The organism is Tateyamaria sp. ANG-S1, from assembly GCF_000814025.1.
Classification (GTDB): domain Bacteria; phylum Pseudomonadota; class Alphaproteobacteria; order Rhodobacterales; family Rhodobacteraceae; genus Tateyamaria.
The window spans coordinates 21256-43791 of sequence record NZ_JWLL01000006.1 but is presented as its reverse complement, the minus strand read 5'-3'; the positions used below and the strand labels follow the sequence as shown (position 1 = coordinate 43791).

The following is a 22536-nucleotide window of genomic DNA, read 5'->3' as shown; positions in this document are numbered from 1 at the left end:
TGTCATCGCGGCGGGCTTTTTTCATCTTATTTGCATTGCATAAGCACCCGCTGGCACAGCAAAGGTGTCGCCTGAATCCACGTCTTCGGGCGCGGCAATCGGGCCAGAAAACAGCAAGTCGCCGCCATCAGAAAACACGGTTCCAAAGGTCACGCTGCCCCAGTCCGAAATGGCAGGACCAAAGATCAGGGCCGAACTATTGGCCAGAGTCCGCCCCGAATAATCGAACGGCGCAACAAGGCGCTGGTAGCCTGCCAAAGAGGATTCATTGAGGCCACTACCGTCAAACGAAGGGTCCGCAATAGACAGGCCAGCAAGAACCCCAAGCGGGGCGCTGGGCATCGGAACACCGCGCATCCATTCAAGAACAGCCGTCGCGAAATACGCAGAAAAGAAAGGGCCTATGTCGATCTGCAAGGCACCTACGGCAAAGGTCAGTGTATCGCCCAGCGGACGCTCACGCGCCCTATCAATCTCACCTGACCAAAGCATATTGCCAACGTCATTGAACACGGCAACGTGGCTATTCTCGCCCCATGATGCGCCCACGACAGGGCCAAAGGTCAGCACCTTATCATTGGCCATCGATACACGATCAGCGCCCACCACAGGCGCGGAAAAGGTGACGGGCTGGCGTGCATAGCCTGCAACGGCTGGTGGCTCTGACAGGCCCGCACCGTCCGCTGTTGGGTCCGTTGTAGATAGCGCAAGGGACAGCCCGCCTAACGGCGGCGCGTCGAAATTCACCCCACGTACCCATTCTGCGATTTGGCCCACCAAATAGTCAGAAAGCATCGGCTATCACCTGATCCATTGTCGCGCCCAATCGGCGTCGATCTATGATCCTATGCGCCTCTGCCAGCCAACCGTTGCGGACCGCCGCGCCATGCGCTCCCCGCGAAATTTCGTGCCAAAACGCCCGACTCTTGAATCTAGCGGCGTCGCGCAGCACATTTTCGCGCGTCCACCATCCGGCAGGCTTTCTGGGCTTCTTTGAAGTCATGCCAGCACCGCCGCACATTCGGCGATAGTGTCCGCCAGACGGGTCACAGAAGCCGTTGACGCGGCGTTCAACGGCTGTTCGACAAGCTGGGTGAGTAAGCCCGCATCGCGTATAAGCTCGCTTTCAAGGTCGTCATATCCAGCGCTAACGCGCTCACAAAGCCCTGCCAATTCCGCCGCCGCATCATGCAAGTCACGGGCGTTCTGCCGCGTCAAAGGGCGCTGGGCGGCGTCATTTATCAAGGCACCAGCCAACACAATCGCGGTTTCTGTATCGGCCCCACTTTGGGCATTTGGATAGGTCATTTTTCATTCCTTTCATCGTTCGCGTTGAGGCAAAAATAGTGACGTCCATGGCGCTGAATCAAGCCCATATAACGGACTAACCTATTGATAAATATGCAATTATGCTTGAAGCTGAAAAGCGCCTCGCACCACTGTTTCCCCCTCAAAACAAACGATGCGGGCAAAGTTTAGCTTCAAGCTGAAAACCGAACGTGGCGTTTCAGCTTGAAGCTAAATTAGGGGTTCGCAGGTCCCCGATTGGGGGCAAGGATTGTCACTGAATTGGATACCGCCCAGCGCGATCACGAAATGTTACAGTAGGTAGTTTTAGTCGCGATCTCGCATGATGGCCTGCACCACTTCGCGGAATTGGCTATCCAGATTGTCGGTGAAATTAACTTCACCCCAGCCGCCAATGATCCAATCCCCATCGCCTGTGCAAGCGGGACGATAGCCTGCAAATAATAGCGCCTTACGCGCGGTGGATGGGCAGCGGCACATGTCCTCTAGCCAGCCTTCGCAGACATTGACACCGTTTTCGGGCATAGGGTGCGCGGTCGTATTTTGAAGCAAACGCCCAAGCTGTTCGTAGCGATTCATTGTTTAAGTCATTCATTTTTCCTTCTGCGGTCGGGGGTGGGCGCTGACGCGCCCCGCTGTTAATGTCTGCTGGTTCGGGGCCAGCGGTGGTTCCGGTCGGGCCGGATTTCAGTTTTTCGAATTAAGGGTGCGCCCGCCTCCAAGGAGAATGGCAGGCGGGCGCGGTTTTGGGCCGGTGGGCGCGGCCCAAAATCAGTTATTCGGTGGGATTTGGACCATTGGCACGCTTTGACGCGCGGCGTTGTCATTTGCTGCGCTGGCAATATCGCAGACTCGATCAATGACCCCCAGCATGTCTTCTAAGTTGATCTTGTCGGAGGGCGCGACAGGCTTTGATGCGGCGGTCTGGTTCACACGCTCTTCGAAATGGATTAGCTTGGTAATGTTCTCAAGCGCCTTGACCGCTTCGCCAAACTTCCGCGCTTTCCGCGCCGCTTGGAAGAGTTCCACATAAGCTTGTCCCAACCACGGGATACTACGTGGATCATTGACGTCTATCCCTTCTCGCGCCATCCACCGCTCTTGCCGCAACTCTTCAACGCGGGCGCGTATCTCTGGCTCATTTGCCATGCGTGACGCGCCGCTGGCGGACTGGCGGTAACCCGCCGCGCCATAGGCTTCGACCTGTTTCATGCCGTCGGCCAGTAACTGGCAAAAGCGTTCTCGCTGTTCGTGGTTCTTCGCGGCCATGATGTCAGACCACCGTCACCCACACCGGGCCATCGCTGCTATTCTCCATCTTCAAAAAGCTAAGGGTGCCGCCAGACCCCACACTGAGGATTTCGGCTGCGCAATCGGGGATGAACATGGAGTCGGTGGTGACGTTGGTCCCGCTCGCAACGTGGAAGCCAAGCGTGCCGATGATGCGAACTCGCATTGGATTTCCGGCGTTTCTGGGTGCCGTCCAAGTGACAGGTAGGACACTCAATTCAAGGCGCTCAGACGCACCGGGGTATAAGGCGAGGTTACTCATTTTCGTGTGGATTCCATGGATATCCGCCTAGGGCGGGGAGACGGCTTGCGGCGTTGCGGCTGACGTGCCTGACGAAGAACATCGCAGCCCCTAGCGTGAAAGAGTCTGGCGTGTGTTCGTAGCCATAATGGTGCGCCAAAATACGTTCGAGGAGGTCCCGTTGCAGGTCGCTCGTCAGCACACTGTGCATCTGTTCTCGCGATATCATGCAGCCACATCCGATATTGTGGAAAGCAAGCTTTCTTCTCGTTCGTACTTGGTTTGGTGGTTTTTTTGACGTGGTTGCAGCATGTCGGCGCTGACGGACCCTATTCAAGAACTCCAGTGCGTCAGGCAAGTCTGACTGCGGTACTTCGCAACAGTCATCGATCTTGTACATATACGGTCCTCCTTTAACGAAGCCGACGGTGGTGTCGGCAACCGCACTCAGAGGTATTTTGGCGTTGGCCTTACCCAACTGATCTCCCGTGCTATGTCGCCCTCAGTTGGTGAGTTCTTCGATTGCCTGCATCACGTCTTTGGCCTGACTAGGGTCTACATGCCCATAGCCACCCGCATCGTTGTCCCAATACTGGCCAGATGCATCAGTGAAGTCGTCATCCAGCGATAGGCGGCACAGGATGTCGGCACCGATCTGTAGATCGTGTCCAGCGACCCCGAAGCCCTCTTTGACCATCTTTGACGCCAGCAAAGAGCCGGGATTTACGGCGATGAAGGCGGGGCCGTTGGGATGGGTTGCGGCCATCTGAGCCGACCACAAGGCGATGCCACGTTTGCTTTGGGCGTAGGCACCCATGTCATCAAGGTGTTTGTCGCCCGCGAGGGCTGCAAAATCAACTGGGGCCTGAGCAGCGGATGACAGGTTGATGATGCGGCCATTGCTTGGAATGATCGGTAGCAGGGCTTTGGTCAGAACATGCGGGGCTAGCGTGTTCACAACAAACCGCACATCCTGACCGTTTGGTAGGATCGGGTTGGGGGTTTTGTACACACCGGCATTGTTGATGAGCACATCAATTCGGCCGTGGTTGTCTGTGATCGCATCAGCGAGTGCAGTCGTTTCTTCCAATGACGATAGATCGGCCTGATAGGTGGCAACGTCGCCACCGAGTTCCTTCGCTGCGGCGTCCAGCTTGGCCGCACTTCGACCATGTAAGATGATAATGTGGCCCATGTCAGCGAGGGTCCTGGCGGTCAGCAGCCCGATGCCGTCGGTTGATCCAGTGATGAGAATGGTTTTGGTCATCATATGCTCTTTTCTGTTGGAAATTCGGGAAGTACCTCATCGGCCAGGCGCTTCATGGTGTGTTCGATGTCGGCTTGGTTGAACCGCAGGTTCAGGGCGACGTGGTTGATCCCGTGATCACGCAAAGACGCGAGATAAGTCTTCAGGAACGTGATGCCGGATCGGAAGCCCAGATGGATCGGTGTGGGTTCTGCATCATCCTCGGCGATAAGATCGGCATAAAGCGACTGCATGACCGGCTTTGTGTCTGCACCAGCATTTGCACCGCGCGAACGATAATCTTTCACCACCTGCGCCTGTGATACGATGTCCCGTGGATACGTCATCCACCCATCACCATGAGTCGCAACCCATTCCGGGTTCTGCTGTGAGCTGCCAGTGATGAGGATCGGCACTCGACCATTCACAGGTTTGGGCAGCATATCCATTGATCCCTTCAGTCTTCCATGTTCGCCGGTATGGGTGGGATATTCGGCGGCCATGGCCCGGATGTAATCCAAGCTTTCGCGGAACCTGTCTCCACGGTCAGGGAAACTCATACCCAGGGCCGGGTATTCTTCAGGGCGGTCACCAGACGCGACACCTAACAACAGCCGACCGCCTGACAACTGATCAGCCGACGCTGCTGCTTTGGCCACATGGGCCGGATGGCGCAGAGGCAGAATAATGCTGGCGACACCGAGTGCGATGTTCTGTGTCGCACCGGACAGCAGCCCAAGGTAGACAAACGGATCGAACGTCTGACCCGCATCGCCGAATGTCGGCACATTAAACGGCACGTCGCGTAGCCACAAAGCGGCGAAGCCCAACTCATCGGCCATTTGCGCCCGTTCGATGTGACGGGTCATGTCTGGCACTGGGCTGCCATGATGGGCATCCAGTGGGACAACCAGACCAACCGTCAGGTCGCCCGGTCGGAACACGGTGTTGTAAGCCCGGTTCAGGGACGGGAAAGCCATGGGTGTCGCTGTGCTTGGCATCATCTGGGTATCTACCATCTCAGTGTCCATAGCACACCAAAGTGCGGCTCTCGATGCTTTGCCGGACCGTGGTGATCGTCGGGTCCTCAATCATGTCTAGCGCCGAATGGGCCACCGACGCCTTGCCCCGATTGTCGTAGATATTAAACATCGCCACTTCGTCGGGCGTCATACGGGATTGATACACCCATTCATGGTTCGGGTTCCCAACCAGCCCCATGATGTGTCCCCGCCGGTCAGGGTAAATGAGATCGAGTAAAAGCCAGTCTTCGTCGGCCACGCTGGAGGGCCGCACAAAGCCCAGAGGAGCCGAGTTGATCGGGTTTTCCACCGGACGCCACACATTGATGAAACCGTAGTGTCCATCTGACCATTCAGCAGCTTTCGCCTCACCCAGTATGTCGATCAGCCGGTGATGTGCGCCTTCGGGGCTGTAATCGCTGTGGACATTGCGGGCCGGTTTGCGCGTGGCGTTGGGGTCATCGATACGGACGGTGTGGTCAAAGATGATGACCTCAGTTGCTCCAACTTCACGTTTGAGCAGGTTCGTGAGTTCCTGGTCATAGGTCTCCTGCCAAGCACGGTCTTGATCGAAGGCAGTCAGGGTTGAGGGCGCGGTCAGGAAACCAACACTGTCTTGGTCAAAACTCACTCCGCCATCGGTGCGGACATCGGTCAGTTGGACCTCGGTCACGTCGTGCTCTGGCGAGATGATCTTCCCGACAACACCACCGGCGTCGATATGGTAGGCTTGCCGCTCTGATGCATGAACATGGTAATTCACCGTCGCAGTGCGTGGCATCATGAATGTCCTCGTTGCAATGGGCCCGGTACGATGCGCCGGGCCCAGATCAGCCAATCAGGCAAGGTCGTCCTTGCCTTCGATCACGAAGTGGTAGCTTTCTGATCCTGCGGTCCGGGCATCGAGATGCGGTTTGTAATCAGGATCATTCATAAAGTTCGTCGCCGCCTCTTTGGATGGCCACTCCAGGATGATGCGGAGTGCGGCGGCTTGCTCACCGCCTTCCACCTGTTCATGTGATGCGGTGCGGGCGAGATACTTGCCACCATGCTTGGCCACGAGCTTGTTCGCGGTTGGCAGGTAGTCGGGAATCCAGTCTTCGCTGGATGGCGTGACGGCGAGAACGGAATAGTAGGCCATGGGGTATCTCCTGTTGGATCGTTTGTCCTGCATAGATATCGACCATTGCAAAACCGGAATAAACTGGGTCAGATCTGAAAATATAATTCCGGTTTTGGATATAATAATGGAAACAGATACCCTGCGCCTCTTTGTGCTGGCTGCCGACAAGCTAAACATCAGCGCGGCCGGGCGGGAACTTGGGCTGGCCCCATCGGTTGCTAGTGCTTGGATGAGCAAGCTGGAGAAAAGTGTGGGGGCCGACCTGCTACATCGGTCCACCAGAAAGGTCGCACTCTCGACCGAAGGGCTGGAATTTCTGCCCTATGCCAGAGACATTGTGGCCCGTGAGGATGCTGCCAGAGCGGCACTTGGCCAGGGCGCAGCACGGGTGTCCGGCACGTTACGCTTCACGGCTCCCAGCACCTTCGCCCAACTCTACATCGCGCCGATCTTGCCGGACTTCACGAAAGATCACCCGGACCTGCGTTTGGACATGCGGCTGTCGGACAAGCAATTCGACCTGATTGATGGCAGTTTCGATCTGGCGCTCCGGAATGCCGTTCTTGAAGACTCAAGCCTTCGGGGCCGTAAACTGGCTGATGACACCCGCGTTCTGTGTGCCTCGCCGGGATACTTAGCCGAGCATGGACACCCCCAAACACCTGACGACCTGCAAAACCATCACTTGGTAGCATTCGGAAATTACATGCCACACCGCATGACCAAAGATGACGGTACCCATGCTGACTTTGATCCACGCATAGGCCGCTGTAACCTGATCATGGACGACGGCCATAGCCACAAAGTCGCGACGATGGCCGGTGCTGGCATTGCGCCAAACTCCCTTTGGAGCGTTCATCAAGAACTGGCCGCAGGCCAACTCGTCCGCGTCCTGCCCGATTACACCTGCGTGGCAGACACTGCACTCTGGCTGATTTATCCGCAGACCAATGTTCTGTCGGCAAAGGTGCGGGTGTTTATGGATTTCTTGATAGAACGGATCGGAAAGAACCCAACGTGGTCTGATTACTGATGATTGGTCCGGTGTACTGATCGATACGTTGGTCTGTCTGACTTTCGTTCCAGAGCCTATCTCCCCTTCGGCTGGGCAGCTTGTGCAGCAGCACGTCTGAGATGCCGGTAAACTGATGCCCGTCCAACTCTCATCTTCTTAGCAATTGCAGTTGCGCCGAGCCCTTGTTCTTTCAGCCGGTTGACCTGCTCAGCATCTATACTGACTGGACGACCTTGATACTTCTCTGGATGCTGAGCCTTGGCACGGGCGATACCTTCGGCCTGCCTGGCCTTTGCAATATTTCGCTCCCACTGTGCAAAGGCGGCCAACATGTGCAGTTGGAGCCGGGCCAACGGATCGTCGTCATCCCTGGAGAACTTCAGCCGTTCTGACAAAAACTCAACCGCAACACCCTTTGCGTTCAGTTCCTCAACGATGTTCAGGAGGTCCCGGATGTCACGACCTAATCGGTCCAATGAATGAACCACCACGGCGTCGCCCTCACGGCAGAATGTGAGCATTTCTTGTAGACCGGGCCGATCCCTGGATACACCTGTCAGCTTAAGTGCCAGCGTGCTCCCGGTGACTTCGTCGAAGCGGGCGCCATTGACCGGTATGCGGATAAGAGGTTTCCAGACAGGTTCTGTGCTTCTGCGATGTGCAATACGGGTTGATCGCCGCCACCGATCTGGGACCTGGTGCGCATCGCGCCCTCTAGGCAAAGATCGAACATGAGGTTTGGCATCTTTCGGACCGGGTCCGCCACATCCGGCACAAAGACATCCACCCCCGTCATCAGAACGGAACTGTGGTTGGTGCGCATAATACCCGAGTATTGCCTCACGCGGGGCCCCCGATCCTCGACGCAGGGCACATCGAAAGAGGTGTTGAGGCTGTTTTGCGTATTGAAATCGACGGCACTGACCAGAGCGCCGTCGGCCTTGTACCATTGAACGCACTGCGATCCCCGAATTGAGTATGTGTTGCTGTCCGGGGTGCTTGAGCCGTCCTGCGTTTCCCAAAGAACGCAACCGCAGGCATCGCCGCTTGCAAATACGTTCAGCCGCTCGCTGTTGCCGAACACTTTCACGAGGACATCACAATTGACACCCTGCACATTGATGTCATTCAAAGGGTTGGCCAAGCCACTGACCCGACATGCGATCAGTGGATTTACCTTTTCCCAGCTTCCGGCATAAAAAATGTCAGACGGGTTGGTGATCAACGCACGCAACCTGTCCCCCACATTAAAGTCCTGACCATCGACCGTGCCGGCTAGGGTCACGATGAATACGTCATCTGGTTCGACTTTTTCGCGCTTTCTCAGAATTGCTGTGCCACTGCCAGAACCAGGTACAGTGGCCTTAAACAAGACCCCCTGCGCACTTACCTCGGCGCCAATGTCTGTGAAATTCGTATCGCGCGGTTCAAGGATGGTGTACCACTGATCAACCTGGAATGGTGGTTTTGTTTCGTCACCGGAGTCGGCTTCGCCGGTATAGTATTCTGTTGGAAACTTGCCCGAACTCGCATCCCAACCTTTGCGAATTTTCCCGTGAATATTGCTGCCGTCGATGATGAAACGATATCTATGTGCTGCGCCTTGGGCAAAGAATGATCCCACCGTTACTGCGTAGTTGCCTTGTGGTGGAAGACCGCTGTCCACGTTTCCAACACGCAACGCGTCCAGGAGTTTTAGGCGGAGTTCAGCACGTTCGGATCTGAGGTTCAGTCTTGATCCTATGGCGTATTGGCCGCGTCCGACCAGCGGGCGGCGTTGCTTTGCAGCCCATCTGTCCGCCAACCGAATAGCAACGAAGTCGTCGGTGGGTTCGTCGGCGGCTGCGTCGGCCGCAGCGCCCCAGTGCTGCGGTGTCACCTCGTTGCTGGGCGACCAGTGCTTTGTATTGCCGTTTGTACTCAGCATGACTTCGGGGTCTTTAGTAGATGTGGTATCAGGGACGTAGTCGATCAGGTAGCCGCCACCGGTTATGACGGAAATGGCCTTTACTGTATCCGGAATTGTCGCATCCGAGGCATCTTTATAGCTTGTAAAAAACCTGATAATCGGTCACGGCAATCCCCTATGAATGCAATGAATTTCCAGGCAGAATACAACTCAAAAGTGTATTTTGCCGGTCTTCATGTCAAGGTATGCTGCGCACAATTGCCCGTGCCGCATTGTCGGGATAGCTGCCGTCACATGAGACAAGGTAACGTGATGCCGTTGCCTTCAGCTTATTGACCGGACACCCGCGGCACGAGCGCTTTTACCAGATCTTTCATGTCAAGCTGGCCAACAACCTCGTCCCTGTCCGTCACCTTGTAGACAAGGTTGGTGTCTCCGCCCGTAAGGGCGATCATGTCTTCGAGGTTCTTTGATGCCTCGACCTCTCCGTCGCATTCGGCGCCGTTCACTGGCCTCATGACCGAGCGCACCCGCAGCACGCGGGCGCGGTTGATGTCGCTGACGAAGTCTTCGATGTACGGGTCTGACGGGGCGAGCAGAATGCCCTGCGGCTCGCCCTGCTGCACAACCGCGCCGTCCTTTAGGATCACGAGGTGGTCGGCCAGTTTCAGCGCCTCGTCCAGATCGTGGGTGATGAAGACGATGGTCTTGTGCAGTTCCTTTTGCAATTCGAGCAGCAGGTTCTGCATGTCGGTGCGGATCAGCGGGTCGAGGGCCGAGAAGGCCTCGTCCATCAGCATGATGTCTGTGTTGGCAGTGAGCGCGCGGGCGATGCCGACGCGTTGCTGCATGCCACCGGAGAGTTGTGCCGGGTAGCGGTCCTCGAAGCCCTCCAGCCCGACGCGTGCAAGCCATTTGCGCCCTTCCGCGTCGCATTTGGCCTTGTCCGCGCCTTGCACACTCAGCGGCAGTTGCGCGTTCTCCAGCACCGTTTTGTGCGGCAGAAGCGCGAATTTCTGGAACACCATCGACATTTGTTTCTGGCGCAGATCGCGCAAGGCCGCCTGCCCCAGCTTCATCACGTCCTGCCCATCGACTAGGATTTCGCCCGCCGAGGGGTCGATCAGGCGGTTCAGGTGGCGGATCAGGGTGGATTTGCCGGAGCCGGACAGCCCCATGATCACCGTGATTTCGCCCGGTTGCATATCGACATTGATGTCGCGCAGGCCCAGCACGTGGCGGTGTTTTTCCAGCAAAGTCGCCTTGTCCATGCCCGCCTTGACGTGCTGCACCATGGCCGCGTCATTGGGGCCGAAAATCTTGTAGAGCCCGCGGAGGGACACCTTGGCCGTCATCTCAGTGCTCCTTGCGCGCGGTGTCGACACGGGCGAGTGCGGCCTTGGACACGCGATCAAGGATCACGGCGAGCAGGACGATGCCAAGGCCCGCGACAATGCCCACGCCCAGTTCCAGATTGCGGATGCCGCGGAGGACCAGCACGCCAAGACCGGGGGCGGAGACGAGGGACGCGATTACCACCATCGCAAGGCTCATCATGATCGTCTGGTTCACGCCAGCCATGATGTTTGGCAGCGCCAGCGGCAGTTCCACGCGGCTGAGTTTTTGCCATGCAGTGAGGCCAAAGGCATTGGCCGCTTCGATCACATCCTTGTCCACTAGCCGAATGCCAAGGTCGGTCAGGCGGATCACAGGCACGATAGCGTAAAGGATGATGGCAATACCGTAGAGCTTTGATTCCGTAACGGAAAACAGGAAGATCAGCGGGATCAGGTAAACGAATGTTGGCAGCGTTTGCAGCAGGTCGAGGATGGGCACGATGGTGCGTTGAGCCGTATCCGATTTCGACATGCCGATGCCGATGGGCACGCCCAGTAGCACCGACAACCCAGTGCAGACAAAGACGATCGCCAGGGTCTGCATCGCCACTTCGTAGTGGTCGATGAAGCCGAAGAAGAGCAGGACAAGTGCCACGAACGTGGTCACGGATTTCGAACGGCTGACGAACCATGTGATCAGCAGCAGGACGGGGATCATCACCCACCACGGCGCGGACTGGAACACCCAGAGCGTGCCGTCGAGCATCCAGCTTAGCGGCTGCGTGATCGGGTCGAGGACGAATTTCAACTCGGACCGGATCGACAGGAATCCCTGTTCGATCCCGGCGGTCAGATCACGGGTCTGGCCGATGCGTCCGCAGGCCTCGTGCAGGACATCGAGCGATGGGAAAGGCAGGCCGTTCGTCTCTGCAGCTGCATCACCGCCACCGCTTTGCGCTAGAAGCTGGGCCATGGACATGGGCGCGTCTTCCTTGCCCTCGTCACACCAGTCGCGCAGGCCAAGCCCGTCAAACACGCCGTCATAGGCCGCCATGTCGTCCCCTCACGTTTCTTGATCTTGCGCCCCTGAGCAATCAAGCGGGGCGAGTGGCGCCGGGGCAGTCCCCGGCGCTTGAGCTTACTGCAGCAGGGCCGACAGTTTTCCCTTCGCGTCGTCATTCAACCAGCTGCCCCACACATCCTTGTAGGTGGTCAGGAAGTACACGGCGGCCTCTTCATTCGAGGCTTCATTGGCTTCCTGCCACGCCAGCACCTCGCCCATCTGGGCGTTGGTGAAGGTCAGGTTCTGCATCAGCGCTGCGGCCTCGGGCTCACGGTCGACAAAGGCTTGGGTTGCGGCCGTCACGACATTGGACACGGGGTATGCAGACAGGCCGGGTGTCGCGCAGTCTTCCAGACCATTACAGGTGTGGGTATCGGCGTCATAGGCGGGCATTTCGACCTGCACCATCGGGTATTTGCCCAGCACGGATGTGGGTGCCCAGTAATAGCCGAACCAGGGCTCTTTGGCCTCGTAAGCGGCGGCGATGGCGGTTGCCAGCGTCTCGCCAGAACCGTGCTGGAACCGTTCGACGCCCGCATCCGCAAGGCCGGATGCCTTGAAATTGTTGTGGTTGGTGATGTCACAGCCCCAACCCGACGGGCAGTCGTGGAAACGGCCACCGACCAGTTGCGGGTTCGCCTTGATCCCTTCAAGGGTTTTCAATTCGGGATGCGCTTCGGCCAGGTAATCGGGGATCCACCACGCCTCGACCCCGCCGTCAGAGAGGACCTTGGACATCTCGACCAGCTTACCCTCGCTACGCAGCTCTTCGTAGACCTCGGTGTAGCTGGTCCACAGTTCGGTCAGGATGTCAGGCTCGCCCGTTTCGGCGACGGAGGCCATGGCCGGCACGGTGGTCGTCGGCACGACGGTGACGGAACAGCCATAGCCCTGCTCCAGCAAGAACTTGGCGACATTGGTCACGACAGCGGCCGAGGCCCAGTCCATTTCGGTGATCGACACTTCGCCACAGTCGGCGGCGGCGATGGAGGCGGCGGATGTGCCCAGCATCAAAGTTGCGGCAAATGCGAGTTTTTTCATGGTTTTGCTCCCTGTTCTGGCGGCATTTTCGCAGAATACGGGGCAAGTGATAGACCCAAACGGGCCCGAATATACACCCCAAACCTGCGCCGCTGTGCAATTGGAGCGTGCCAGGGGGCATCCGGCGATCACAATTTCACCCTGTCAGAGCAAATTGACAGTTTTGGCTTGGGGGAACGCCTGCGCTGTTGTTACGCTTGGGTTGGAACGACGGAACGGCGCAAGGATGACACCCATGGATGTGGCAGCAGCCCTCGTGATGGCGATGCAGACATGGGGGATGATTGGTGCACTGGTCGCCGCCCTTTTCCTGACCGTCGGGATTGACCGGATCGATGAGGATGCGCGGGGGGCCTACATTTTTCGCCCGTTGCTGATCCCCGGTGTGCTGTTGATCTGGCCCCTCGTCCTGTGGCGCTGGTGGCAGATCGAGACGGAGCGCGCCGCGTGGGCCGACCGCTACCGCCCGGTACGGGCGTCCTACGGGATGGCCGTGATCCTGATGAGCGTGGGCATCATCGCCATTGCCATCGCGGGGCTGAGCGTACGCCAGACATGGCCTGCGGACATCGCGCCCGTGCAACTGAGTGAGGGTGCGAGCCAATGAGCGTCAAGTACATCCCCGTTCAGTGGAACCCGAACAAGTGGATCTATGACGCGGTCATGCTGGCCGGTGTCGCTCTGTTTCTTTGGGTGTTTCTCTATATCACGCCTGAGGTGCTGAGCCACGAGCGCGCCATCAACCCACAGATCCACAATGCCCGGGCCTTTGGGGCCTGCGCCTTTGTCATGCTGACGGTGATCCTGTGCATTGGTCCGGCGGCGCGGCTGGATCGCCGGTTTCTGCCACTTCTCTACAACCGCCGTCATTTCGGGGTCATGACCGCCTTTGTGGCGCTGACCCATGCGGGGTATATCCTGAACTGGTACTTTGCCTTTTCCAGCACGGACAAGCTGGTGGGCTTGCTTTATGCCAATGCAAGCCTGGGTCAGATCGCGGGCTTTCCCTTTGAGCTCTTTGGCATTTTCGCCCTGATCTGCCTGTTGATCCTGGCAGCCACGTCCCATGACTTCTGGCTGAAGTTCCTGACGCCGCCCATCTGGAAACGGCTGCATTACCTGATCTACGCCGCCTATTTCTCGGTCGCGGCGCATGTGTCGCTCGGCATCCTGCAGGACCAGAAGAACCACGTGTTTACGGTGCTGTTCATGTTGGGTGCAGGGGCAGTGATCGTGCTGCACATCACGGCGTGGCTGTCGGAGCGCCGCGAGACGGCGGCCAAGGACGGCGCCTGGGCCGAAGTGGCGCGCGTGGGCGACTTCCGCGAAGGCTATGCCAAGATCGCGAAGCTCGCCAATGGCGGCCGTGTGGCCGTCTATCTGATGGAGGGCAAGCTGAGCGCCATCTCCAACGCCTGCGCGCACCAGAACGGGCCCTTGGGCGAGGGCAAGATCATCGACTGTCTGGTCACCTGCCCCTGGCATGGGTTTCAGTATGATGTCCGGTCAGGCCGGTCCCCCGCCCCCTTCACCGAAAAGGTGCCAACTTACCGCGTGCGCGTTATGGACGACATGGTCGAGGTGCACCCCGACGCCAACCCGCCCGGCACTTATGTGGAGCCTGTGCCCCTACCCGAACCGGAACCGGCCCCCGAACCGGACACGCCCGAGGAAGGAGCCAAAGCATGAGCGACAAACCCTTCTTCGTCGGTTACCTGCCCGCCCCCGGTCCCCTTCGCACCTTCCTGCTGACCGCCTGTATCCTGCTGATTGCGGGCCTCGGCGGCGCAGGGTTGCTCATGGGTGCCGCACAGGACGACCCCGGCCCCGGCGCCTTCCGCTTCGACTATGGCCGCCAGACCGTGACGGGCGTGGTGGAACTGACCCCCTACCCCATCATTCACGTGACCGAAGGCAATGACCGCATCAAACCGGGCGACAGTTTCCTGATGACGGCGGGCGGCAAGTCGGGCGTCGATAGCCGCGCCGAACCGCTCGGTGGGCAACTTGCGCAGGTCTCAGGCGTCGTGCTGGAGCGTGGGGACCTCTACATGCTGCAACTCCGCGGCGGACGGAATGGGCTGCAGGCCGCCGAGGGCGACGCACCCGAGATCACACCAGAACCGCAAGGACGCTGGAAACTCGCGGGCGAGATTTGCGACGGCAAATGCCTCGCCGGAGCCATGCGGCCCGGTCGCGGCCTCGCGCACAAGGCCTGCGCCAACCTGTGCCTTCTGGGCGACGTGCCCCCCATCTTTGTCTCGACGCAACCTGTGCTGGGTGAGGAATTCCTGCTCGTCACCGGCCCGGACGGCACACGCCTGCCGCCAGAAGCCTATGACTACATCGCCCGGTTCATCACGGCCGAGGGCGATATCACCAAGCGCGGCGACCTGCTGGTCTGGGAAATCGACGTGGACACGATCGAGGTGACTGAATGAAACGTACCCTCTGGCTGATCTTTGCAACGCTGATCGGGGCGATCCTGTTCTATGTCTCCCGCTTCTGGGACTTCCGCCTCTGGCCCCGCGACGGGCTGTTCGGGATCGAGGCGCTGCGGCCGCAAGGGGGCCTTGTCGGCCAATGGCTGCGCGGCACGGACCTTGCCCCGTTCGAATTGCTGATCTGGGCCATCGGCGCCTTCCTGATCCTGACCCTGTTGCAAAAGCTCTACGATCTGCTGAACCCGCCCCCGGAATAGGCATCTCGGGCTTTTTTCCGCATCAGCACGCTGCATATAGTGGTGCCAAAACCGCGAAAACGCAGATCCAACAGGCCCATGGCACGCAAGAGCACAAAGAAAGCAAACCCCAAGACGTTCAACATCGCCCTTGTCGGCCAAGCCGGGCGGCTGGGGTACGAGGCCGTTTTGTTCGTCGCCTCCCTGCGCGCCAAGAGCCCCGGGTTCAAGGGCCGCGTCCTGATCGCAGAGCCTCAGCCAAGCGCACTCTGGTCCCGTGATCCGCGCATGTCGCGAGACGTCGAGGACGCCCTCGACGCCATGGGGGCCGAGATCATAGCCTTCACCAACCAGCACTTCGGCGAGGCCTATCCCTACGGCAACAAGATCGAGATGCTGACTGCGCTGCCCAAGGGGGAACCGTTCGTGTTCTTCGACAGCGACACGCTGGTGACGGGCGATCTGGCAGCAGTGCCATTTGATTTCGACAGCCCATCCGCCTCGCTCCGGCGCGAAGGGACATGGCCGCAGATCGAACTCTACGGGCCTGGCTACACCGAAATCTGGAAGTCGCTCTATGACCGCTTCGATCTGGACTTTGAAACAAGCCTGGACCTGTCCGAGCCGGATGAATATTGGAAGCGCTACCTCTACTTCAACGCGGGCTTCTTCTTTGGCGCATGCCCGCATGCCTTCGGTGAACGCTTTCTGCACTACGCCCTGTCAATCCGCGACGATCCGCCTGCCCCGCTGGTTTGCCAGTCCCTTGACCCCTGGCTGGATCAGGTGGCCTTGCCGCTTGTGATCCACTGCTTCGGTGGTGGGCGCGACAGTGCGGTTCATGATCATCTGGACGGCGACGTGACCTGCCACTACCGGATGTTCCCCCTGCTCTATGCCCGCGAAAGCCAGGCCGTCATCGACACGCTGGAAGAGGTCACGGCCCCTAACAAGATCAAGAAAGTGCTCAAGGGCTACGAGCCGATCAAGCGCATGGTGTTTCAGGGCCGTGGCGCGAAAGTGCGCGCGCTGTTTGATCAGAACGACATGCCGCGGCGCGAACAGGCCATCCGCAACCGCATCAAGTCCAACGGCTTCTGGATGCGCTGATGCTGTGACGCAGCGTAACGTCGCATTTGCGATATTTTGAGACGTCGAGTGTCGTTTTTACGCTTCCGCAAGGGCAAGCTGATCCCTATTTGACCGCTCAATACACCCGACAACTCAGCTTTGGATGACTGCAATGACCCAGTCCACGACTCGTTTTCTGACGATGCTTTCGCGCACTTTTTGCAATGACCAACTTGAGCAACTCGCGCGGCATTTCACCTACCCCCTGCCGACCTACACCCAGGGCGAGCTTCTGGTATTCGGCACGTCCAATACGCTGATCGAGGCGATGACGCTCTACCGTGAGGCCGCGCGGCAAGCCGACATCCAGGTGATCACCCCCCGCGTGATTGCATCGGGCCTGCCGCGCAAGGGATATTCGACCCTGTGGGTCGAATGGGATCACTACGACGGCGCGGGCACGCATATCTGCACCAGCCAGGTCCGCTATGCCACGTTCCAGGACAAGATGGCGCTGATGCCCCGGATCGAAATGATCGACTACACCGCACTCGGCTTTCCTGAAGTGACCGACGCGCTGCCCCTCTATAATACGATAAACAACCCGGAGGCTATGCGCGCAATAAACCGTTGATCTCATTGCATCAGGCACGGCAAGTCTGGGTCCTTGCATGCATTGCTTCGAACGTGATGGCCCTCCTGCGAATGCATTCAACGGGCGATAGGCAATCCAGGCACACCTGCTATCGGACCACGCGTTGAACATGTTTGCAGAGAGGGTCCGGCTTGCGTCAAAGCACTGCATGCCGCCTTTTGAAACACTGCCCACTTTCGATCTGGGCCACGTGTTGCGCAAACGTGTTTCGGTAGATGTTCAAATGCTCTAGGCTACTTACATCCACTGCACGCCCTGAGTATCTTCCACATCGTTGCCCAGACGAACCCACTAAGCGATCAAGCGTGATCGGCATCCAGACAAGCAACAGATACAAACCAAGATCAACCAGCCGTTTGCTTTCGATCGAGCAGCAGACGTCGTCTGTGTCGCGGTCTTTGGCGCATATTGCCGATGACTTTTCTTGTGCCGTCGTTTCTATTCGCAACACGGGACAAGAAGAGTTTTCGTATCAGCTTCGTGGGCACCGTTTTTGCTACAATCTTGCAGGCGGAACGCGGGACACCGTGATTTTCAAAAACGGTCGTCAAGCGTTCCGAGGGGCGGATGAGCCTGGGATGCTGACTGTTTTGCCATCGGGCTCGGATCGGCGATCGGTCCTGCATACCCCTGATCTTCGGTTTTTGCGGTTTGAAATATGCGCGGAAAGTTTTGCGGCGCGCGCGCAATCCGCGTTCACGTCACAAAGACGGTTGTCGATCACACCTATGGACAACGGCAATCATGCCCGCCTTGTTCAATTGGCAAAGGAAATGACCCGTAGCCTTGCCTGCGGGGCTGAAACCATACACTTCGAATTTCTGGCGGAAATGTTTGTTCACAATGTGCTGACCATGAGCGGCCATCGCAAAACATCGGCCAGTGTTTGGGGCCTTCAACCTCGGGCGTTGGCCCGAGTCGTGGACTACACCTACGCGCATTTGGATCGCCGCATTCGGTTGGAGGAGCTGGCCGCTGAGGCTGGTCTGGCCCCATCACCCTTCATTCGTGCGTTGCGTTCCAGTACGGGCCGGACCCCGGGGCAACTTGTCCGCGACATCAGGATGGATCGCGCGAAATCCATGCTGCGTGACGACCGGCACTCTGTTTCGCAGATCTTTGTCTCGCTTGGATATGCGACCCACAGCCAGTTCAGCGCTGCCTTCCGCAAAGCTGTCGCGGTTACTCCGTCCGACTACCGCAAGAGACATCGCACCTGATCGGTCAATTTTTGAACAGTTCGAATTACGGACAGTTCTTATCTGCCCTTTCGTAAAGGTTGCGCGGCACCCTGAAAGTGCGCCTGTTCGAGACTGAACAGTGCCCTCGCAGCCAAGAGCTTTTGGATCGCGAAGGGACACGGAATGGCTGCATCTGCAAACCAGTTACGCATCAATCTTGCCATCAACGATACAGTGCATGGCTTAGACATTGATCCACGCACAACATTGCTGGATCTGCTGCGTGAAACGCTGGATCTGACCGGAACCAAGAAAGGCTGCAATCACGGCCAGTGCGGGGCCTGCACGGTGCATGTGAACGGCCAGCGTGTCCTGTCGTGCCTGACGCTTGCCGCCCTGTGCGACGGGGTGCAGGTACGGACAATCGAAGGCATCGGCACACCAGATGATCTGCACCCGATGCAGGACGCATTCATCGCCCATGACGGTTTTCAATGTGGCTACTGCACCTCGGGTCAGATCATGTCGGCCCTGGCTGTGCTGGAAGAACCGTGGGGGCCGGATGCGGCAGCAATCAAAGAGGCGATGAGCGGCAATATCTGCCGGTGCGGGGCCTACCCAAACATTGTTGCCGCCGTCCAAGAGGTTCGCAAAGGGCTGGAGGTTGATCGCAATGCGTGAGTTTGCGCTGATCCGTGCCGAAACGGCCGATGCGGCCATTGCCGCCCTGACCGCCCATCCAAATGCCCGGTTGATTGCGGGCGGTACCAACCTCGTCGATCTGATGAAAGAAGGCGTTGAGACCCCGACGCATCTGATCGACATAAACGGCCTGGGCGGTCTCGACGATGTTCAGGCACGTGGCAATGGCGGCCTGATGATCGGTGCGCTAGCCAGCAATTCCGCCGTGGCGTGGCACTCCGACGTCCAAGTTCGCTTCCCCATGATGTCCGAGGCAATTCTTGCCGGTGCCACAACGCAGCTGCGCAACATGGCGACGATGGGCGGCAATCTTCTGCAAAAGAACCGCTGCTTTTACTACGCAAACCACGCCGCCCGCTGCAACAAGCGCGCGCCGGGTAGCGGATGCGATGCGATGGACGGCGTGAACCGCATGTGTGCGGTGCTTGGGACCAGCGATCACTGCATTGCGGCGCATCCGTCCGACGTTTGTGTGGCGTTGCGTGCGCTTGATGCGGTGGTGCATGTGACGGGGGTCAACGGCCACCGCGCAATCGACTTTGCCGACTTTCACAAGCGGCCCGGCGACACGCCGCATGTTGAATTTGAACTGGCCCATGATGAGCTGATCCTTGGTATCGAAGTGCCCGGACTGCCCTTCGCCGCCAATTCCACCTACCTCAAGCTGCGCGACCGAACGAGTTACGCCTTTGCGCTGGTGTCCATTGCAGCGGCCCTGAAGCTGGAGGGCGACACGGTGGACGACGTTAGGCTCGCGGTGGGCAGCGTGGGCACGGTGCCATGGCGCAGCGCTGACGCCGAAGACGCGATGCGGGGCGCGCCAGCAACGGCAGAAACCTTCGCCAAGGCGGCGGACATCTTCTTTGAAGGGGCAATCCCAAGGGCAGGCAACGGCTTCAAGATCGAACTGGCCAAGCGCGCCATTGTCCGGGTTATGGAGACACTGAAGGAGCGGGCGATATGAATCTGGAAAGCAAGGTCATTGGAAAGCCGGTTTCCCGGGTCGACGGACGATTGAAAACGACGGGCACCGCGCAATATTCGGCAGACCAGCGCCCGAGCGAGGATCGACCAATGCACGCTGTGCTGGTCAAGAGCGGTATCCCCTCTGGCCGCATCACGGGATTTGATCTGTCTGCCGTGCAAGGCATGGATGGGTTTGTCCGCTTTCTCAGCCATCTTGATGGCGCATTGATCCGGAGCATCAAGAACCCTGCGGATGGGAGCTTTGCAGCAGGCGAAGAATACACGCCGTTCGAAAGTGATCGGGTTGACTTCGTGGGCCAACACATTGGCCTGGTCGTGGCGCGAGCACTTGAGACTGCGGAAGCTGCCGCAAAGGCCGTTGTGGTCAAGTACGAGGCTTCGACCGCAAGGATCGCATTCGACAGCCCGGATGCAGAGGTGCGGCAGCCCATCCTCTACAACACCGGCGAAGAACTTCAGGTATCACGCGGCGATGTCGATGCCGCCTTGGCCAAGGCAACGCATACGGTACAAGCCACCTATACCACCCCGATTGAGCACCACAATCCGATTGAGCCGTCTGCAACGCTGGCCGTGTGGGATGGGGATCACGTGACGGTCTATGACGCGACCCAAGGCAGCGTGAATGACAAGAACTATGTGGCGTTCGGGATGTCCTTGGATCCGGAAAACGTGCGGGTTCTGAACCCGTTCATAGGCGGCGGTTTCGGCTGCAAGGGCTTTACCTGGCCGCACAGCTTGATCGCGGCCGCCGCGGCGCGTGTATTGGACGCGCCCGTGCTGTTGGTTCTAAGCCGCAAAGATATGTACACCTCCTGCGGGCACCGCCCCTATACGGAACAGGAGGTCACACTGGCCGCCGACACGGACGGCGTTTTGACCGCGACGCGGCATCTGACGGACAGCTACCGTTCGCCGGTTGGGGATCATGTGGAACCCTGCGGACTGACAACCGCGATGCTGTACAGGTGTGACAATCTGGAGGTTGCGCACAACGTCCGCGTCTTGAACCGCCCCTCCGGCACGCCCTTGCGGAGCCCTGGTGAAGCCCCCGGTACGTTTGCTTTGGAAAGTGCCATGGACGAGTTGGCAGAAAAGCTTGGCATGGATCCGGTCGAGTTGCGCCGCCGCAATCACACGGACATCGATCAGCGCAATGGCCGCAAATGGTCGTCAAAGCACTTGCTGGACTGCTATGACCGCGGTGCCGAAAGGATCGGTTGGGCGCGCCGCAGGGCACCCGGCACATGGCGTGAGGGCAAGGACCTTGTCGGTCTTGGCATGGCGACGGCCTGCTACCCGGGCTACCGCACGCCGACACAGACCCGTCTTACGCTGGATCGCGATGGGACCTTGCACGTGGCCGTTGCGGTGCAAGATATCGGCACTGGGCTGTACACGGTTCTGGCGCAGATGGTCGCGGACCGGTTCCGCACATCGCCCGACACTGTTCGCGTTCTGATCGGGGACAGTGACCTGCCCCCCGGTCCTCTTGCGGGCGGCTCCATGACCACGGCCAGCGTCGCTGCGGCGGTCGATGATGCGTGCCGGGTGCTTTCTGAAACGCTGCGGGCGCGCCTGGTGAAGATCGGCAAGACGCTGGGCAATGAGCCGCTTGTGGTTGATGGCGGTGCGCTGCGCACGGGCGCACTTTCGGTTCCGATGACGGAGCTGATACCCACAGGGTCGCCAGCGATCGCTGCGGAGGGCGGCACCAACGACATCTACGGATTTGCAGGCGGTGTTGAAACCGACAAGAGTTTCTATTCCTTCGGTGCGATCTTTGCCGAGGTTCGGATCGACCGGGACTATGGCATCATTCGCGTGCCCAAGATGACCGGCGTCTTTGACGTTGGGCGCGTGATCAACGCCAAAACCGCCCGCAGTCAAATGTTGGGCGGCATGACATTCGGCATCGGCATGGCGCTCATGGAGGAGACATTCATCGACGACAAGACCGGTCGTTTCGTCAACCCAAGCCTTGGTGAGTACTATGTCCCCGTGAATGCCGACGTGCATGAGCTTGACGTCGAGATGCTGGATATCCCGGACTACGACTTCAATCCGTTTGGTGCGCGTGGGCTTGGCGAAATCAGCAATGTCGGCGCATCTGCCGCAATTGCGAACGCAGTCTACAATGCAACCGGCATTCGTGTCCGGCACCTTCCCATTCGCCTTGACGATCTTCTGGAGGGTCTTCCCCGATGACCGAAACAACCGCCCGCCCCGACTTTGTGACCAAAGCACATGATGCAACGATCGAGGCCGCAACTCACTTTCTGGAAACCCTTGGCCGCGGTGATATGGAGACGTTGATGACGCTTTGGCATGATGACGGAAGACTGGAGTTTCCGTTTTCACCCCATGCGCAGGCCCCGGTCGTCGGGATCGAAAACCTGCGCACCTACTTTTCGCGAACCAAGGGCTACAAGAAGCCGCGCGGTTTTCCCATCAAGGCGGTCCATCCCGGCGCCGACCCCGAATGGGTCATCATCGAGTTTCATGGCGATCTGACAAACACTCGAACGGGCAAGGATTATTCGAACGAGTATGTTGTGATCGTACAGGTGACGAACGGTAAGGTGATCCTGTTTCGCGAATTCTTTGACTCACTTAAGCGCGCGAACGAAGAGGGCTAGGTGTGCCGCCCAGCTTTTGGCGGGGC

General features: G+C 58.7%; 26 protein-coding genes. 12 read left to right on the top strand and 14 right to left on the bottom strand.

From position 1 onward, the window contains the following. Nucleotides 1-21: 21 nt before the first annotated feature. The 9 genes from RA29_RS11450 to RA29_RS11405 all read right to left on the bottom strand — a co-directional run bounded on the left by RA29_RS11450 (nucleotide 22) and on the right by RA29_RS11405 (nucleotide 6248). Nucleotides 22-795 carry a hypothetical protein gene (locus tag RA29_RS11450; RefSeq protein ID WP_039686133.1) on the bottom strand — a complete coding sequence of 258 codons (774 nt, stop codon included), beginning with the start codon at nucleotides 793-795 and terminating at the stop codon, nucleotides 22-24. 204 nt (nucleotides 796-999) lie between these two features. Then, nucleotides 1000-1308: a hypothetical protein gene (locus RA29_RS11445; protein ID WP_039686131.1), complete on the bottom strand. Its 309-nt coding sequence runs from the start codon at nucleotides 1306-1308 to the stop codon at nucleotides 1000-1002. A 306-nt stretch (nucleotides 1309-1614) separates the two neighbouring features. Next, entirely contained in the window at nucleotides 1615-1887 is a 273-nt protein-coding gene (locus RA29_RS11440; RefSeq protein ID WP_039686129.1) for a hypothetical protein, read from the bottom strand. A 192-nt stretch (nucleotides 1888-2079) separates the two neighbouring features. After that, on the bottom strand, nucleotides 2080-2577 hold the full coding sequence (locus RA29_RS11435) for a hypothetical protein (protein WP_039686127.1): 498 nt from the start codon (nucleotides 2575-2577) through the stop codon (nucleotides 2080-2082). Between the two features lie 4 nt (nucleotides 2578-2581). Continuing rightward, nucleotides 2582-2764, bottom strand: a complete 183-nt coding sequence (locus RA29_RS11430; protein WP_039686124.1) for a hypothetical protein — start codon at nucleotides 2762-2764, stop codon at nucleotides 2582-2584. A gap of 577 nt (nucleotides 2765-3341) precedes the next feature. Next, nucleotides 3342-4106: an SDR family NAD(P)-dependent oxidoreductase gene (locus RA29_RS11420; protein ID WP_039687685.1), complete on the bottom strand. Its 765-nt coding sequence runs from the start codon at nucleotides 4104-4106 to the stop codon at nucleotides 3342-3344. Then, the gene (locus RA29_RS11415; RefSeq protein ID WP_241462593.1) at nucleotides 4106-5065 is read right to left on the bottom strand and encodes an LLM class oxidoreductase; all 960 of its coding nucleotides are present in this window, start codon (nucleotides 5063-5065) and stop codon (nucleotides 4106-4108) included. Before RA29_RS11415 ends, RA29_RS11420 begins: the two co-directional genes overlap by 1 nt. A 40-nt stretch (nucleotides 5066-5105) precedes the next feature. After that, a complete protein-coding gene (locus tag RA29_RS11410) occupies nucleotides 5106-5891 on the bottom strand; it encodes a CmcJ/NvfI family oxidoreductase (protein ID WP_241462592.1) in 786 nt (261 codons plus the stop codon). Nucleotides 5892-5945: 54 nt separating this feature from the next. Beyond that, nucleotides 5946-6248, bottom strand: a complete 303-nt coding sequence (locus RA29_RS11405; RefSeq protein ID WP_039686121.1) for a DUF1330 domain-containing protein — start codon at nucleotides 6246-6248, stop codon at nucleotides 5946-5948. Here RA29_RS11405 and RA29_RS11400 point away from each other — a divergent pair. Continuing rightward, entirely contained in the window at nucleotides 6247-7263 is a 1017-nt protein-coding gene (locus RA29_RS11400) for a LysR family transcriptional regulator (RefSeq protein ID WP_342666409.1), read from the top strand. The two genes, RA29_RS11405 and RA29_RS11400, sit on opposite strands and share 2 nt — an antisense overlap. A gap of 56 nt (nucleotides 7264-7319) precedes the next feature. Here the strand turns inward: RA29_RS11400 and RA29_RS23220 are convergent, their stop codons facing one another. The 5 genes from RA29_RS23220 to RA29_RS11380 all read right to left on the bottom strand — a co-directional run bounded on the left by RA29_RS23220 (nucleotide 7320) and on the right by RA29_RS11380 (nucleotide 12595). Beyond that, nucleotides 7320-7766, bottom strand: coding sequence for a recombinase family protein (locus tag RA29_RS23220; protein WP_052249624.1), 447 nt, complete (start codon nucleotides 7764-7766; stop codon nucleotides 7320-7322). A gap of 35 nt (nucleotides 7767-7801) precedes the next feature. Then, nucleotides 7802-9172 (bottom strand): hypothetical protein, encoded by a 1371-nt coding sequence (locus tag RA29_RS23215; RefSeq protein WP_052249623.1) that lies wholly within the window; start codon nucleotides 9170-9172, stop codon nucleotides 7802-7804. A 311-nt stretch (nucleotides 9173-9483) separates the two neighbouring features. Further along, nucleotides 9484-10509 carry a betaine/proline/choline family ABC transporter ATP-binding protein gene (locus RA29_RS11390; protein ID WP_039686117.1) on the bottom strand — a complete coding sequence of 342 codons (1026 nt, stop codon included), beginning with the start codon at nucleotides 10507-10509 and terminating at the stop codon, nucleotides 9484-9486. 1 nt (nucleotide 10510) lies between these two features. Further along, nucleotides 10511-11545, bottom strand: a complete 1035-nt coding sequence (locus RA29_RS11385) for an ABC transporter permease subunit (RefSeq protein WP_039686115.1) — start codon at nucleotides 11543-11545, stop codon at nucleotides 10511-10513. Between the two features lie 84 nt (nucleotides 11546-11629). Beyond that, nucleotides 11630-12595 carry a glycine betaine ABC transporter substrate-binding protein gene (locus RA29_RS11380; RefSeq protein ID WP_039686113.1) on the bottom strand — a complete coding sequence of 322 codons (966 nt, stop codon included), beginning with the start codon at nucleotides 12593-12595 and terminating at the stop codon, nucleotides 11630-11632. A gap of 235 nt (nucleotides 12596-12830) precedes the next feature. On the opposite strand from RA29_RS11380, the gene RA29_RS11375 reads away from it, so the two are divergent. The 11 genes from RA29_RS11375 (at nucleotide 12831) to RA29_RS11325 (ending at nucleotide 22510) form a co-directional block, all read left to right on the top strand. Continuing rightward, nucleotides 12831-13202, top strand: coding sequence for a hypothetical protein (locus tag RA29_RS11375; protein WP_039687678.1), 372 nt, complete (start codon nucleotides 12831-12833; stop codon nucleotides 13200-13202). Then, nucleotides 13199-14284, top strand: coding sequence for a Rieske 2Fe-2S domain-containing protein (locus tag RA29_RS11370; protein WP_052249622.1), 1086 nt, complete (start codon nucleotides 13199-13201; stop codon nucleotides 14282-14284). The genes RA29_RS11375 and RA29_RS11370 overlap by 4 nt, the downstream gene beginning before the upstream one ends. Beyond that, nucleotides 14281-15036, top strand: coding sequence for a hypothetical protein (locus RA29_RS11365; protein WP_039686111.1), 756 nt, complete (start codon nucleotides 14281-14283; stop codon nucleotides 15034-15036). The genes RA29_RS11370 and RA29_RS11365 overlap by 4 nt, the downstream gene beginning before the upstream one ends. Continuing rightward, nucleotides 15033-15296, top strand: a complete 264-nt coding sequence (locus tag RA29_RS11360; RefSeq protein ID WP_039686110.1) for a hypothetical protein — start codon at nucleotides 15033-15035, stop codon at nucleotides 15294-15296. The genes RA29_RS11365 and RA29_RS11360 overlap by 4 nt, the downstream gene beginning before the upstream one ends. A gap of 78 nt (nucleotides 15297-15374) precedes the next feature. Beyond that, nucleotides 15375-16385: a hypothetical protein gene (locus RA29_RS11355; protein WP_039686108.1), complete on the top strand. Its 1011-nt coding sequence runs from the start codon at nucleotides 15375-15377 to the stop codon at nucleotides 16383-16385. 133 nt (nucleotides 16386-16518) lie between these two features. Continuing rightward, nucleotides 16519-16980, top strand: a complete 462-nt coding sequence (locus tag RA29_RS11350; RefSeq protein WP_193743522.1) for a hypothetical protein — start codon at nucleotides 16519-16521, stop codon at nucleotides 16978-16980. Between the two features lie 326 nt (nucleotides 16981-17306). Further along, a complete protein-coding gene (locus RA29_RS21910) occupies nucleotides 17307-18221 on the top strand; it encodes an AraC family transcriptional regulator (RefSeq protein ID WP_193743521.1) in 915 nt (304 codons plus the stop codon). Nucleotides 18222-18365: 144 nt separating this feature from the next. Continuing rightward, complete coding sequence (locus RA29_RS11340; RefSeq protein WP_052249620.1) at nucleotides 18366-18863, top strand: (2Fe-2S)-binding protein; 498 nt, start codon at nucleotides 18366-18368, stop codon at nucleotides 18861-18863. Next, on the top strand, nucleotides 18856-19848 hold the full coding sequence (locus RA29_RS11335) for a xanthine dehydrogenase family protein subunit M (protein ID WP_039686104.1): 993 nt from the start codon (nucleotides 18856-18858) through the stop codon (nucleotides 19846-19848). Before RA29_RS11340 ends, RA29_RS11335 begins: the two co-directional genes overlap by 8 nt. Beyond that, nucleotides 19845-22079 carry a xanthine dehydrogenase family protein molybdopterin-binding subunit gene (locus RA29_RS11330; RefSeq protein WP_039686102.1) on the top strand — a complete coding sequence of 745 codons (2235 nt, stop codon included), beginning with the start codon at nucleotides 19845-19847 and terminating at the stop codon, nucleotides 22077-22079. Before RA29_RS11335 ends, RA29_RS11330 begins: the two co-directional genes overlap by 4 nt. After that, entirely contained in the window at nucleotides 22076-22510 is a 435-nt protein-coding gene (locus tag RA29_RS11325; RefSeq protein ID WP_039686101.1) for a nuclear transport factor 2 family protein, read from the top strand. The genes RA29_RS11330 and RA29_RS11325 overlap by 4 nt, the downstream gene beginning before the upstream one ends. Nucleotides 22511-22536 lie beyond the last annotated feature (26 nt).